This window comes from Kribbella sp. NPDC049227, from assembly GCF_043197265.1.
Lineage (GTDB): Bacteria > Actinomycetota > Actinomycetes > Propionibacteriales > Kribbellaceae > Kribbella.
On record NZ_JBICST010000001.1, the window covers coordinates 538,827 to 552,236 of the forward strand.

Genomic DNA, 13,410 nt, shown 5'->3' on the forward strand with positions numbered 1-13,410 from the left:
GTCCGAGCCTACTGGGGTCCTACTTGCTGAGGCTGCGCCAGGACCGGCCCAGTTTGCTGGTGCGGAAGGTCCGCCACAGGGCGGTCGACGCCAGCATCCGGGCGGCCGAGTTCCGGACCAGACGGCGGTTCTTCGGGATCACGACCGGCGCGGGCCGCGGTGGGGCGATCCGAACGACCGGGCGGGTGTCCTCCGGCAGGTGGCGGTTGATCTCCTCGAGATGCTGGTCGAACGTCGCCCGCCAGAGCGCCTGCCGCAGAGTGGCCTCGCCGCCGGCCGAGCTGGCGCCCGCCGTCGACGCCGCCCACAGCGTGCTGAGCGACCCCGGATCGAAGCCGTCGACCTCGGTCAGGAGTTGCTCGATCAGTTCGCGGTCGGGCGCGTCGGCCAGGCAGCGGACGGTGCTCTTGGCAGGCCGAGGATTCGCCGGGGCAACGACCGGCTTGAAGAACGGTACGTCGGCCCACTCGGGCACCAGGTACCGCACCAGCTTGCGGTGCAGGGCGTTCTCGACCCGCTGACTGGGATCGAGAGCGAACGCGGCCCGGACGAACGCCGGGATCAGCAGCGGCGAGACGACACCACTGCGCTCCCCCGTCGTCCCCCAGCGACGCAGTCGTTCGACCACGTAGAAGTAGTCGATCATGGTCGCGTTCTCGATGCCGCCGTGCACCGCGTCCCGCAGTACATGCTCGATCTGGTCGGCGACGGCGATCCGGGATCGCTCGGACGGCCCCGCGGTCGGGGTCAGCCGGGTCTGCAGACGATTGCCGAAGGCCTGCAGCTTGTCGTGCAGCGGGAGGGCGTCGAGCTGGAGTACGTCCTTCGGATAGAAGTGGCCGTGGGCAACTTCACCGCCGGCGCCGCCGATGGCCAGGTGGGCGACGTTGGCCAGAGTGGCGGGCGGCGCGTGGAACAGGTAGCTGGCCGGACGGAGGCCCTCCGCGTACCGATGCCAGCGCAGCGCACGCTCCACCAGCGCCGGCGACTTCGGTGGCTGGGCGGATACCTTAGCCTTCACGCCCACCGGCTTGCGCGTGGTGAAGTGCTCGACCTGCTGCGGGAGCATCCGCACCAGCGATTCGGCGACGTCGAGCTCACCCGGCACTGCGTCGTAGCTGTTGAGCTTCACGTCCACACCGGCGGCAAGGAACGAGGCGGCGACCACTCTGGAGTCGCGGCCACCACTCAGGTCGACGGTCGGCTTGCCGGGCCACAGGCGACCTACTGATCGCGCGACATCCTGCAGCGCCTCGGCTGTCTCCTCCACCGTGTCCGGGCTGTCGGTCGACCACACGCTGGTGGTCTCGATCCGGCTGACGGTCTGCCGACGACGCCTGCCGTCGGCAACGATGTGCGTCGCCCCGGGCACCGCGAGGACCCCGTCGTACGGCGTACTGTCGTCCATGAACCAGCCGGACGCCGCGGCGAAGGTCCAACCGCGTCGGTTCGCCGCGGCATGGATGCCGCCGAACAGCAGGGCGGCCACCGGCCGGTTGCTCCACACCCAGCCGTCGGACAGCCGCAGCTGGAAGAGGCGGCCGACACCGATCGAGTCGGTGAACAGATCCAGGCGGTCCTCGTCCGGATCCAGCACCGCCATCGTGAACGGCGGGGCGAGCTCCAGGAAGCTGGCCGGGTTCCGGCGTACCGCATGTGCCAGCTTGGCCGGCGCGTCGTGCGGCGGGACGTCGCCGATCACCCGCTGATAGCCCAGCGGTGCGTGCTGGGTGGCGATCCGGAGCTCCCCGGCGTCGTGCCAGGACGGCCAGAACGAACCGCTGTCGTCCCGGTCCCACACGTGCAGACCGATGGTGCTGCCGTCGTACCCGCTGTGTTTGCCCTTACGGTCCCAAAGGCCGTCGTAGTACGCCTCGATCCGTGCCCGCCCCGCGGCAGCCCGGGAGGCACTGTTGTCGTAGAAGGCGTAGGCGACCAGAGTTTCCATGCAGAGCCAGATGCACGCTCCGCGCGGAAAGTTACGATCTAGCGCGGAAATTTACCGGGGCGGTTGCTGGCCGGGGAAAGTGTTGCCGGGTGGCTGCTGACCGGGGTACGCGCCGGGCTGCTGCCGGTCCTGGGGCTGACCCTGCGGCTGGCCTGGTTGCTGGGCCTGTTGCGGCTGGCCCGGGTAGGCCTGCGGGTGCGGCTGGGGCTGCTGTTGCTGGCCCGGATAGCCACCCCACTGCTGCGGCTGCGCGGCGTAGGCCGGGTTGTAGCCGCCGCTCTCGCCACGGAGCGCCCGCGTGGTCTTGGCGTCGCCGGCCCAGCGTCCGATACCGGCGATCAGCAGCACGATGCCGAGGAACAGAGCCGAGCCGTCGGTGAGCATGTAGGCCACCGTCCTCGAGCCGGGGAGCTGGAACAGCTTGATCACGTCGTAGGCGGCGCGGATCGGAGCAAGCAGCACGACCAGCCCGGCGACCGTCATCAGAGCGCCGGCTCCGACCATGACACCGGCTCCGATCGTCCGGAAGGCCATCAGCAGACCGACGACGGCAGCGATCGCCGCCAGCATGAGGAGCCACTGCAGACCGTGCTCGATGATGCTGTCGAATCTGACCTGGCGCGCCACGGCCAGCCGGGTGCCGGCGTACGAGCCGCCGACGATTCCGGCGTAACCAACGATGATCCCGAGCACGAGACCCAGGACGGGATTGGGCTTGGCTGGCATGTGCTCCACCGTAGACCTCGAACCGGTCACAAATCTGTCCGGTCGCCGAGCCGGAGACATATGCTGCCTGGGCGCCCAACGGTGCGCGCGGCTCTCCTGGTGGGCTTCGTGCGTCGATCACGAGGACGAGGGAGTCGCATGTCAGATCCGAGGACCGAGGTGCAGCACGGGCTGGAGGGCGTGGTCGCCTTCGACACGCAGATCGCGGAGCCGGACAAGGAAGGTTCGGCGCTGCGGTACCGGGGCGTGGACATCGAGGACCTGGTCGGCCGGGTGCCGTTCGAGAACGTCTGGGGTCTGCTGGTCGACGGTGCGTTCACCCCGGGTCTGCCGCCGGCCGAGCCGTTCCCGCTGCCGGTCCATACCGGAGACGTGCGGGTCGACGTGCAGTCCGCGCTGGCCATGCTCGCGCCGGCCTGGGGTCTGCGGCCGCTGTACGACATCGACGACGTACAGGCACGTGAGGATCTGTCCCGGGCGGCGGTGATGGCGCTGTCGTACGTCGCCCAGGCGGCTCGTGGCATCGGGCACCCGATGGTGCCGCAACGCGAGGTGGACAAGGCGACGACGATCACCGAGCGGTTCATGATCCGGTGGCGCGGCGAGCCCGATCCCAAGCACGTGAAGGCGGTCGACGCGTACTGGACCTCGGCGGCCGAGCACGGCATGAACGCATCGACGTTCACCGCGCGCGTGATCGCGTCGACCGGTGCGGATGTCGCGGCCGCGCTGTCCGGCGCGGTCGGTGCGATGTCCGGACCGCTGCACGGTGGTGCGCCGGCGCGAGTGCTGACGATGATCGAGGGCGTGGAGCGCGGTGGTGACGCGCGTGCGTACGTGAAGGGGCTGCTGGACGCGGGCGAGCGGCTGATGGGCTTCGGGCATCGCGTGTACCGCGCGGAGGACCCGCGGGCCCGAGTGCTTCGTCGTACGGCGCGGGAGCTGTCGGCACCGCGGTACGAGGTGGCCGAGGCATTGGAGCAGGCTGCGCTGGCCGAGCTGCGGGAGCGGCGGCCGGACCGGGTGCTGGAGACCAACGTGGAGTTCTGGGCGGCGATCGTTCTGGACTTCGCCGAAGTACCGCCGCCGATGTTCACGTCCATGTTCACCTGTGCGCGGACGGCCGGGTGGAGCGCGCACGTGCTGGAGCAGAAGCGGACCGGGCGGCTGATCCGGCCGTCGGCGATCTACTCCGGCCCGAGCACGCGCCCTGCCACCGCCATCGAGGGCTGGAATCCGGGCTGGGCCTGACCCGTCTACTGCTAGCGGTCCTGGCTGGGTGAGCGGCCCGTGCGCTGCTTGTACTGGCGGCTGAAGTACGGGACGTCGGTGTAGCCGAGGGCGGCGGCGGTCTGGGTGACTGTCAGACCGGTCTCGGTGAGCAACTCGTGGGCGCGGTCGATCCTGCACTGGATGAGGTACTGCGCCGGTGACATGCCGAGCTGCGCGACGAACCGGCGCGTGAACTGCGCTCTGGACAGGGCAGCGCCGCGTGCCATCTCGGCGACGGTCCAGTCATGCCCCGGGTCCTGCCGGAGCTGCCGTGCCACCTCGTCGACCGCGGTGTCGGTAGCGCTCCGGCCGGGGTTGTGCACGGCGTCCCACACGAGCCCGAGCATCTGCTCCAGGCACAGCTCCGCCTGCCGCCTGCCCAACGGATCCTGCCGCCGGTACGACGCATCACTCGTCCGCGCGAGCACGCCGAGCAGCTCCCGGTCCATCACCTCGCCCCACCGCGGCTCCGGCACCACTCCGCGCCGGTCGACCTGGAAATGCATACCGAACACCAGCAACCGCCGCCGCGGATCGTGCGTGGCTCTTGGCGCATCACCTGGCGCGAACACTGCGCACACACCCGGATGCAGCTCTCGCCGTTCCCCCGCCAGCTCCATGGAGCCTCGTCCGTCCAGCACACACCACAGCAGGTGATCCGGCAGCGGACGGGACACCCACGACCAGCTGGGCTCGCAGCGCCAGAACGTCGGCGGCGACAACAGGTCGAGCGTCAACGGTGCCGGGTAGTGAGACAAAAGTTCAACTCCTCGCGCGAATCATCCGTGGCCGGCCTCAGTGGGCGTCAGGAGAATAGTGCTGTCTGGAAGACGGTAGACGACTCCGGGCACCAATGACGGATCTCTCGCGGGAGCTGTGCATGAGCGTTTCGTACAAGGAAGAGTTCGAGCAGGCGGGCTACACGCTGGTGCGTGGGCTGTTCGAGGTCGACGAGGTCGAGCGGCTGCGTGACCACTACATGGAACTGCGGCACCGGGGGTCGTACCAGGGCGACTTCGCCGGTCACACCTCGGCTGACCGCGACCCGCTCCGCCGCTACCCGCGGATGGCGCAGATGCACCGCTGGGACGACACGTCGCTGCGCTGGATGATCGATGCGCGGCTCGACAAGGTGATGACCGAGATCCTCGGCCGGTCGCCGTACGCGGTCCAGACGATGATCTACTTCAAGCCGCCGGGGTCCCGCGGGCAGGCGCTGCACCAGGACAACTTCTACCTGAAGGCCGAGCCCGGCACCTGCGTGGCGGCGTGGATGGCGCTCGATGACGTGGACGAGGCGAACGGTTGCCTCGAGGTCGTTCCCGGCAGCCACCGCTGGCCGATCCTGTGCACCGAGAAGGCGGACACCACGGTCAGCTTCACCGACGTGACCGTTCCGCTGCCGGAGCAGGGGGCCGCCGTACCGATCGCGATGGCACCGGGCGACGTGCTGTTCTTCCACGGCGCACTGGTCCACGGCAGCAACCCGAACGTCACCACGGACCGCTTCCGGCGCGCGCTGATCGGCCACTACATCGAGGGCGAGGCCGAGAAGGTCGCCTCCTACTACCACCCGGCGTTGCGGATGGACGACGGCTCGGAGTTGACGCTCGAGGTCGCCGAGGGCGGCGGCGAGTGCGGCGAGTGGACCGACACTCCGGACGGCCCTGTCGCGGTGCTGACCGGGACCCAGACCATCACCCGCAAGCACGAGTAACCGCAGCGCACCAGGGTGAGACCCGGAGCGGTCGGGCTGGTGCAGTATGGGAGTATGGGGTTCGCTGACAGCGTCGTCGGCTCAGGAATGGCAGACGACGAAGGGAAACGCTGGTGACCAGCGACATTCAGATTCCTGCAGAGCTCAAGCCCGCCGATGGCCGCTTCGGGGCCGGACCGTCGAAGGTGCGTCCGGAAGCCGTTGCCGCGCTGGCGACCGAGGGCGCGAAGCTGCTCGGTACGTCGCACCGGCAGGCACCGGTCAAGAACCTCGTGGCTCGGGTTCAGCAGGGTGTGGCGGATCTGTTCCAGCTGCCCGACGGGTACCAGGTGGTGCTCGGGAACGGCGGATCGACCGCGTTCTGGGACATCGCGACGTTCGGGCTGATCCGGGAGAAGAGCCAGCACCTGAGCTTCGGTGAGTTCTCCTCGAAGTTCGCGAAGGCCGCGCAGCTCGCGCCGCACCTGGGCGACCCGACGATTGTGAAGTCCGACCCCGGGACGCGCCCGGTCGCGGTCGCCGAGGCCGGCGTGGACCTGTACGCCTGGCCGCACAACGAGACCTCCACCGGCGTGATGGCGCCTGTCCAGCGGGTGGCGGGCGCCGACGAGAGTGCGCTGGTCGCGATCGACGCGACCTCGGGTGCGGGTGGTCTGCCGGTCGACATCAACGAGGTCGACGTGTACTACTTCGCGCCGCAGAAGTGCTTCGCGTCCGACGGTGGGCTCTGGATCGCCGTGATGAGCCCGGCGGCGCTGGCACGGGTCGAGGAGATCACCGCGTCCGGGCGATGGATCCCGGCGTTCCTGGACCTGGCGACCGCGATCGACAACTCGAGCAAGAACCAGACGTACAACACGCCGTCGCTGGCCACGCTGTTCCTGATGGCCGAGCAGACCGACTGGATCAACAACCAGGGCGGGCTGGAGTGGAGCGTCGGGCGGACGACCGACTCGAGCAACCGGCTGTACACCTGGGCCGAGAAGTCCGACTACGCCACGCCGTACGTCGAAGACCCGGACGCCCGGTCGCTGGTCATCGGGACCGTGGACCTGGATGACTCGATCGACGCGGCGGTGGTCGCGAAGACGCTGCGCGCGAACGGGATCGTCGACACCGAGCCCTACCGCAAACTCGGCCGCAACCAGCTCCGGGTCGCGATGTTCCCGGCGGTCGACCCCGACGACGTCGAAAAGCTCACCCAAGCCATCGACTACGTAGTCGACCACCTGAAGTAACCCCAGCACACCGACCAGCCGCCGATCCCCTCGCGGGGCCGGCGGCTGTTCGTTTGCCTGGGCAGGTGCCGCCGCGGCCGCCGCTGAGTGGTGCAGTAGCTCACAGCCAGCGCTCTGCCGTTCGGCGGTCAGACGATCGTCCGCTGCCCACGCAATCCCCACCTGTGAGCCATTGGAGCTGAGCATGCGCACGAGGTCCCACGGAGCCATGCGGGGCCAAGGCGCCGCTCGAGCGGCGCGGACGTGCGCGAAGGCCGGTGGTTGCCGAGGCCGCGGCGCGGCGGGCGCCGTATGCGGAGACTGAGCTGCCGTGGGAGTCGCCGAGGCGGGCGGTTGCCGGGGCCGCGGTGGGGCGGGGCGCCGTGCGCGAAGGCCGATGGTTGCCCGGGGCCGCGGCGGGGCGGGCGCCGTGGGCGGAGGTCGGTAGGTGTTGGGGCTGCGGTGGGGTGTGGGGCGTGGGGTTAGGTGTGGCGGCGGTGGGGGGTGGGTGGGGATTGGCCGGTGAGGCGGGCGTTTTCGGCTTGGCGGTCTCGGCGTTCTCGGCGGCCTGGGGGGAAGGTGAGGATGGTGATGAGCAGGGCGAAGGCGGCGGCGCCGATCAGGATCCAGCGGAGGCTGTGGCTCTTCTTGGACTCGGTGCCGGCGTCGTTGGTCGCGCCGGGCTTCGGAGTCGCGGACGGTGCGGGCGAGGCGGCCTTCTTCGCCGGGACCGGGACCTGGTAGACGGGCGAGTCCTTGGCGTCGTACCCGACCAGGAGCGTGCTGTCGGTCTTGCCGAGAGCGACCGACTCCCCCTGGCCCAGCGGCGCGGCACCCTTCGCGACCACCTTCGGCGTCTCACCCCAGGCGACGGTCTGAACGTCGGTGTACGTACGTAGCACCGCCTGCTGCCCGTCGGCCAGGAACGTGCCGTCGGTGAAGACTCCCGGAGGCGCAGGCGCGAACTTCGTGAGTTCGTTGGTGCCCTCCCGCGACGGACCCGGTGGAGCGGCGTAGATCGCGGCGCCCTTGGTGGCCTTCGTCACGATGTACAGCTGGTTGGTGCCAGGCTCGACCAGCAGCGTCTCGGCGTCGTGGGCACCGTCGGGATAGGTGAAGTCGTACCGGTGGTAGGTCATCTTCTCCACGTCGCCGCGCTGCTTGGGCTCGGGCATCGTGTAGATCGAGACCATGTCCCGCTTGCCCTCGTTGTCACCGATGTCGGCGACGTAGATGAAGCCGTCCTTGTCGACCGCGATCGCCTCGACGTCGCTCACCTGCGCGTTGAAGTTGAGCACCATCTCGACCTTGCCGGACAGGTCGATGCCGAACACCCGCGCGCGGTCGCCGGAGTCGTTGATCGTCCAGTAGATGTCGTCGAAGTTGTGCGACTTCGCCAGCCCGGACGACTCCTCGATCCGCGAGTCCCCAATCGTGAACAGCTTCTTCGCCGCCCCCGGCGTCGGATCCGCGATCGGCACCCCCGCGGACCAGGCCGAGCCCGCTGCCGTCGACGCCGCTGAAGTGAGCCCGGCCGCCGCGGTGGTTGCCGAGGAGCCGGCAGCCGCTGCCGACGGGACGAGCGGAAGCGCTCCGAGGGTGAAGAACGTGGCGGCGGCCAGGGCGAGGGGACGGAGGAGGGTCACGGGCGAACCTCGCGGTCGTCGGGCAGGACGAGTTGGGCCAGCCGGGGTGTGACGTGCCACTCGTCGATCAACGTCCGGTACTCGGACTCGAGCTCCGGCGTCGGCCTGGCACCGGTCCGGGCGGCACGGAGCAGCAGATTACGCGGAGTGTGCTGACTGTCCACGAACTGCACAACCTCCACCCGGTAGCCGACCTGTCGCAGCACCGCCGCCCGAAGGGAATCCGTCAGGACGTCGGCGAACCGCTCACGAACGATGCCATATCTGGTCATCAGCGCATAAGGCGCCGGTGGTGAGACGCTCTTGAGCTGCTTTTGGATGTCGTGATGGCAACACGGAGCCGCGAGCACCAGCGGAGCCTCCCACCCGACCGCCCGAGCCAGCGCGTCGTCGGTCGCCGTATCGCACGCGTGCAGCGCCAGCACCACGTCCGGCCGTACGTCGAGCTCCGCGTCCTGGATGGTCGCGTCGACGAACCGCAGATGGTCCTGCCAGCCGAGCGCCTCCACCCGCCGCGTGTTCCGCGTCCGCGCCTGCGGATTGCGGTCGATCCCGATCATCCGTACGTCGTGCCCGGCCTCGGTGAGCAGGTGGTACGCGGCGAGTGTGAGGTAGGCGTTGCCACACCCGAGGTCGACCACCTGCAGCGGTCGCCCGGTCGCGATCCGGCCCGCCGCGACCGCCTCGTCCAGCGCGGGCGCGAGCAGCTTGCAGAACTCGTCGATCTGCTTGTACTTCGACTGCCGCGACGGCTTCACCCGGCCGAGGTGGTCGCTGATGCCGAGCTCGATCAGGAACGGCGCATCCGGATCGAGCGCCCGCTGCTTCACCCGGTCGTGGCCGGTCTCCTGCTCCCGGCCGTCCTCCTGCCGGTGCAGCAACTCCTTGCCCTTCTTGGTGTACCGCAGCCGGAGCGTCTCGGTCGTGGTCTCGACATGCCACGACCCATACGGCACGTCCAGCAACTCGTCCACCGCCTTCGCCGCGTCCGGTCCGGCGGCAACGTTCCGGGTGTGCGCCTGGCGCTCGTCGTACTCGGTGATCTGCAGGTGGCGGTGGCCCTTCAGGTCGACGTACCGCAGCTCGACGCGCTGGTACTGCGGCTGGTCGTGGCCGCGCCGACGCCCGGATCCGAGCGCGCGGACCAGGGACGCCTGGTCCACCAACGCCGTGCGAATCGCCGCCCGTGCGCCGGGCTGCTGATCCGGGTCCGCCTCTGCCTGCATCGCGCCATTGTCGCCGACCGCTCCAGCCGATCCCAAAAGGGTCTCGTCGACAGTCGGTCGCGGTAGGTGAACTCATTGCAGTTTCTGGTCGTCGGCGAGCAGCCCCAGCGAGCGCAGCCGGGTCGCGATCCCGCCCACCTGACGGCCGAGGGTCTCGACCAGTTCCTCCTTGCTGGCGCCGCCCTTGAACAGGTCGGCCAGCGTCTGCTCCTCCTCCGGCGTCCAGGGGCGGAACGCGTTCGGGTGGTTCTTGCGGGCGTCCCGGATCTTGCGTGTCATCGAGCGCATGTCCAGCAACTCCAGGGAGCGGATCCGCGCCTGGCGGTGCCGGCCGACCTCCTCGCCTTCGCGCCAGAAGACCACCGCCCCGTCGTCGAACGTCATCAGGTCGGCCGGGACGTCGCAATAGTCGGCCTCGTCGAGCATCACTCGCAGCATGGTGGTTCTCCGTTTCGTGGTGCGGACCGCGCTCCGGTCCCTTGTCACCGGAGAAGATGCCGCGATCCGGCCCCGCTCCGACGCCCACTTCGCGACCTGTGGACAACCAACCTCAGAACTTCTTTGCAAAATCTCTTTGCAAAGAGGCTTTGCAGTTCTACGATCGATCCATGAGCGACGAGAGGGACGACCTGACACCGGCGGCTCCGGGCAAGACCGTCCACCTGGACCGGCACCTGGTGCGGGCACTGGCGCACCCGATGCGGAACCGGATGCTCGCGATGCTCCGGATGTACGGGCCGCAGACGGCGACGACGCTGGCCGGCCGGCTCGGGGTGAACACCGGTGCCACCAGCTATCACCTGCGCCAGCTGGCCGAGGCCGGACTGGTGGTCGAGGACGACAGCCGCGGCAACGCGCGAGACCGATGGTGGAAGTCGGCACACCAGAGCACCCACTTCGATCCGACCGTGCTGCTGGATGAGGAGCCCGAGCTGGCGATGGGGTTCCTGCACGGCATCGGGCAGACGTACGCCGAGAACATGTTCGGCTTCATCGACTCGATGCAGACCCTCACGCCCGAGTGGAAGGACGCCAGCCTCCTGTCGGACTACATCTTCCACCTGCGTCCGGAGGAGCTGAAAGCGCTGCAGGTCGAACTGCTGGCGGTGCTGGACAAGTACAAGACGGCTGATCTGACCGCACCGCTGCCGGAGGGCGCGGAGCAGGTGTCGGTGCAGATCCAGGCGTATCCGCGCGAGACCCGCTGAACGACCAGACGAAGTGAGGTGAGGGGTGTGGGCACTGTGAGGCAGGCGGATCGAGCGCCGCTGGTGGCGTTCCTGGTGGCGAACGTCGTGTCGATCTGCGGGACCCGGGTCAGCGCGATCGCGATCCCGTGGTTCGTACTGATGACGACCGGATCGCCGGTCAAGACCGGTGTGGTGGCCCTGGCGGAGATGGGTCCGCTGGTCCTGTGCAAAGCGTTCGGTGGCCCGTGGATCGACCGGGTCGGGCCGAGAAGGATCAGCGTCCTCGCAGATGCCGCCAGCGCTGGCGTGGTCGCGCTCATCCCTCTCCTGCACATGTTGCACGCGCTCTCGTTCCCGGTGCTGCTGGTGCTGGTCGCCGTTGCGGGGGCGCTCCGCGGACCGGGCGATGCCGCCAAGGGGACGTTGATCCCGGACATCGCGCAGGCGGCCAAGGTGCCGCTGGAGCGGGTGACCGGACTGGAGAGCACGACCGAGCGGTTGGCCGGGTTCATCGCGTTCGCGATCGCCGGTGCACTCATCACGCTCGTCGGCGAGGTGAACGCACTGTGGATCGACGCAGCCTCGTTCGGAGTCTGCGCCGTACTGATCTACCGATGGATTCCGCGAAGGCACCAGGCCGCCGAGAATGCAGCGGACGAAGAGGCGGAGGGCAACTACCGTCACCGACTGCTGGAAGGCTGGCGATTCCTGCGCAAGGACAAGCTGATGATGCCGCTGGTCCTGATGATCGCGGTCACCAACCTGCTCGACGCCGCGATCGCGGCAGTCCTGCTGCCGGTCTGGATCAGGGACCACGGCCTCGGGCCTGGGCACACCAGTCTGATCCTGCTCTCGTTCGGAGTCACCGCCACGGTGTTCGCACTGGTCGCGTCGGCCGTCGGCGACCGGATCCCGCGCAAACTCGTCTTCACGCTCGCGTTCCTGATCTGCGGTGCGCCACGGTTCGTCGTGATGGCGTTCGACGCGCCGGTGTGGATGGTGATGGCGATCTACGCCGTCGGAGGCATCGGCGCCGGCTTCACCAACCCGGTGCTGGGCGCCCTGTTCATCGAGCGGATCCCGCGGCAGATGCTCGGCCGGGTCAACTCGCTGGCCGACGCGGTCTGCTGGACCGGCGTACCGCTGGGTGGTGTCGTGGCCGGTGCCGCGATCGCCGGCATCGGTCTGGCGCCCGCGCTGCTCGCAGCCGGAGTGGTCTACCTGATCGCGACCATGTCACCGGTGCTGATCGGCCGGAACGAGCGATGGAAGGCTACACAGGATCCGACGGGTCCTCGGGAAACGGAGGCCGGCTTGAGTCCGGTGGCAGTCCCCACGTCTTAGCCTTCGCCGCCTCGGTCTCCTGGCGCCGCAACCGGTCGCGCTCGGCGCCCAGCAGCCCGAGCAGCACCAGGTCGAGCAGCATCCCGCCGACCGCCGCGAACTGGGTCCCGGCGAACTGGAACACCTGGGTGACCAGCAACGACACCAGCACCGCCAGTTCGAACAACCGGATCGCCCGAGGCCGGTTCTTCTTCCGCAGCTGATACGCACCCCGCGCCGTGAACGTGGCGGACAGCAGGCTCCCCGCCACCACACCGAGCACCGCGAAGTCGGTGAACACCCCGTTGTCGAACCGGACCCCGGCCGCGATCACGGGCGCGCCGATCGCCTGGATGACCAGTACGACGACCGCCACCCGAGGCGCGAGTGGATGCGTGGCCAGCCGGTCGAACCCACGCTGGATGGTCCGCCAGGCCGCATCCACCGGAGCGGCCAGCTCCACCTCGTCCGCGGGGCAGGCCGCCAGCAGCTCCCTTGTCTGCTGCCGGCCGGCCACCTCCGGACCGACCTGACGCAGCTGCTCCGAGGCCTGCGCCAGCCGGCGTCGGGACAGTCCGCCCGCGACCCCCTCCACCGCGTGGTCGATCACGTTCGCGAGCTGCTCGCGGGGATCGATCGGCCGCCGGGTGGCGAGGAACCGGGACGCCAGCACGATCAGCACGAAGACGACGTACACGATCGCCGCCGTCGGTTGGTAGAAGTAGTCGTTGTCCGAGGTGACGAACTTCCCGACCTCGTCGATGAACAGGCCGAAGCCGACACCACCGACCAGTGCGGCCGCGGGGCGTACGACGGGACCGACGTACCCGAGCAGCAGCGAGATCGCGACCAGCATCAGCAGACCGCCCGGCAGCACGTGGGCGATGTGCAGCCCCTTCCCGCCGATCTGCGGGTAACCACTCAGGCTGAGGATCAGGCGGGTCACCAGCACCGTCGCCACCCCGGACACCACGAAGGTGGTCAGGTGCTCCGCCGACCGCACGTTGCGGACCAGGCCGGCCCGCATCAGGTACGACGACCGCGCGCTGGAGCTCATGCGGCAGAACCTTAGCGCCCGACGCCGGACTCCGGCGTGGGCAGCGGGAGTGTTTCAGGCATGTGAATACGAATGCACTCCGGTATTG

The 13,410-nt window shown here is 69.1% G+C and carries 12 protein-coding genes; 5 read left to right on the forward strand and 7 right to left on the reverse strand.

Annotation, left to right across the window (positions count from 1 at the left end; genetic code table 11):
• Nucleotides 1-19 precede the first annotated feature (19 nt).
• On the reverse strand, nucleotides 20-1,948 hold the full coding sequence (locus ACGFH6_RS02780; RefSeq protein WP_393379916.1) for a hypothetical protein: 1,929 nt from the start codon (nucleotides 1,946-1,948) through the stop codon (nucleotides 20-22).
• A 51-nt stretch (nucleotides 1,949-1,999) separates the two neighbouring features.
• Nucleotides 2,000-2,674 (reverse strand): hypothetical protein, encoded by a 675-nt coding sequence (locus ACGFH6_RS02785; RefSeq protein ID WP_393379918.1) that lies wholly within the window; start codon nucleotides 2,672-2,674, stop codon nucleotides 2,000-2,002.
• A 138-nt stretch (nucleotides 2,675-2,812) separates the two neighbouring features.
• Here ACGFH6_RS02785 and ACGFH6_RS02790 point away from each other — a divergent pair, with 138 nt between their 5' ends.
• On the forward strand, nucleotides 2,813-3,925 hold the full coding sequence (locus ACGFH6_RS02790) for a citrate synthase 2 (RefSeq protein WP_393379919.1): 1,113 nt from the start codon (nucleotides 2,813-2,815) through the stop codon (nucleotides 3,923-3,925).
• Between the two features lie 11 nt (nucleotides 3,926-3,936).
• Here ACGFH6_RS02790 and ACGFH6_RS02795 read toward each other — a convergent pair whose 3' ends face one another.
• Nucleotides 3,937-4,704: a helix-turn-helix domain-containing protein gene (locus tag ACGFH6_RS02795; protein ID WP_393379921.1), complete on the reverse strand. Its 768-nt coding sequence runs from the start codon at nucleotides 4,702-4,704 to the stop codon at nucleotides 3,937-3,939.
• Nucleotides 4,705-4,826: 122 nt separating this feature from the next.
• On the opposite strand from ACGFH6_RS02795, the gene ACGFH6_RS02800 reads away from it, so the two are divergent.
• Both ACGFH6_RS02800 and serC read left to right on the forward strand, forming a co-directional pair.
• A complete protein-coding gene (locus ACGFH6_RS02800; RefSeq protein WP_393379923.1) occupies nucleotides 4,827-5,663 on the forward strand; it encodes a phytanoyl-CoA dioxygenase family protein in 837 nt (278 codons plus the stop codon).
• 113 nt (nucleotides 5,664-5,776) lie between these two features.
• A complete protein-coding gene (gene serC / locus ACGFH6_RS02805; protein ID WP_393379924.1) occupies nucleotides 5,777-6,901 on the forward strand; it encodes a phosphoserine transaminase in 1,125 nt (374 codons plus the stop codon).
• Nucleotides 6,902-7,362: 461 nt separating this feature from the next.
• Here the strand turns inward: serC and ACGFH6_RS02810 are convergent, their stop codons facing one another.
• The 3 genes from ACGFH6_RS02810 to ACGFH6_RS02820 all read right to left on the reverse strand — a co-directional run bounded on the left by ACGFH6_RS02810 (nucleotide 7,363) and on the right by ACGFH6_RS02820 (nucleotide 10,190).
• On the reverse strand, nucleotides 7,363-8,526 hold the full coding sequence (locus tag ACGFH6_RS02810; protein WP_393379926.1) for a hypothetical protein: 1,164 nt from the start codon (nucleotides 8,524-8,526) through the stop codon (nucleotides 7,363-7,365).
• Nucleotides 8,523-9,752, reverse strand: a complete 1,230-nt coding sequence (locus ACGFH6_RS02815) for a class I SAM-dependent methyltransferase (protein WP_393379927.1) — start codon at nucleotides 9,750-9,752, stop codon at nucleotides 8,523-8,525. Before ACGFH6_RS02815 ends, ACGFH6_RS02810 begins: the two co-directional genes overlap by 4 nt.
• A gap of 72 nt (nucleotides 9,753-9,824) precedes the next feature.
• Nucleotides 9,825-10,190 (reverse strand): hypothetical protein, encoded by a 366-nt coding sequence (locus ACGFH6_RS02820; protein ID WP_393379929.1) that lies wholly within the window; start codon nucleotides 10,188-10,190, stop codon nucleotides 9,825-9,827.
• A 170-nt stretch (nucleotides 10,191-10,360) separates the two neighbouring features.
• Here ACGFH6_RS02820 and ACGFH6_RS02825 point away from each other — a divergent pair, with 170 nt between their 5' ends.
• On the forward strand, nucleotides 10,361-10,960 hold the full coding sequence (locus ACGFH6_RS02825) for an ArsR/SmtB family transcription factor (protein WP_393379931.1): 600 nt from the start codon (nucleotides 10,361-10,363) through the stop codon (nucleotides 10,958-10,960).
• A gap of 27 nt (nucleotides 10,961-10,987) precedes the next feature.
• Nucleotides 10,988-12,286 carry an MFS transporter gene (locus ACGFH6_RS02830; RefSeq protein WP_393379933.1) on the forward strand — a complete coding sequence of 433 codons (1,299 nt, stop codon included), beginning with the start codon at nucleotides 10,988-10,990 and terminating at the stop codon, nucleotides 12,284-12,286.
• Here ACGFH6_RS02830 and ACGFH6_RS02835 read toward each other — a convergent pair.
• Complete coding sequence (locus tag ACGFH6_RS02835; RefSeq protein WP_393379934.1) at nucleotides 12,216-13,322, reverse strand: hypothetical protein; 1,107 nt, start codon at nucleotides 13,320-13,322, stop codon at nucleotides 12,216-12,218. The genes ACGFH6_RS02830 and ACGFH6_RS02835 overlap by 71 nt on opposite strands.
• Nucleotides 13,323-13,410: the final 88 nt, after the last annotated feature.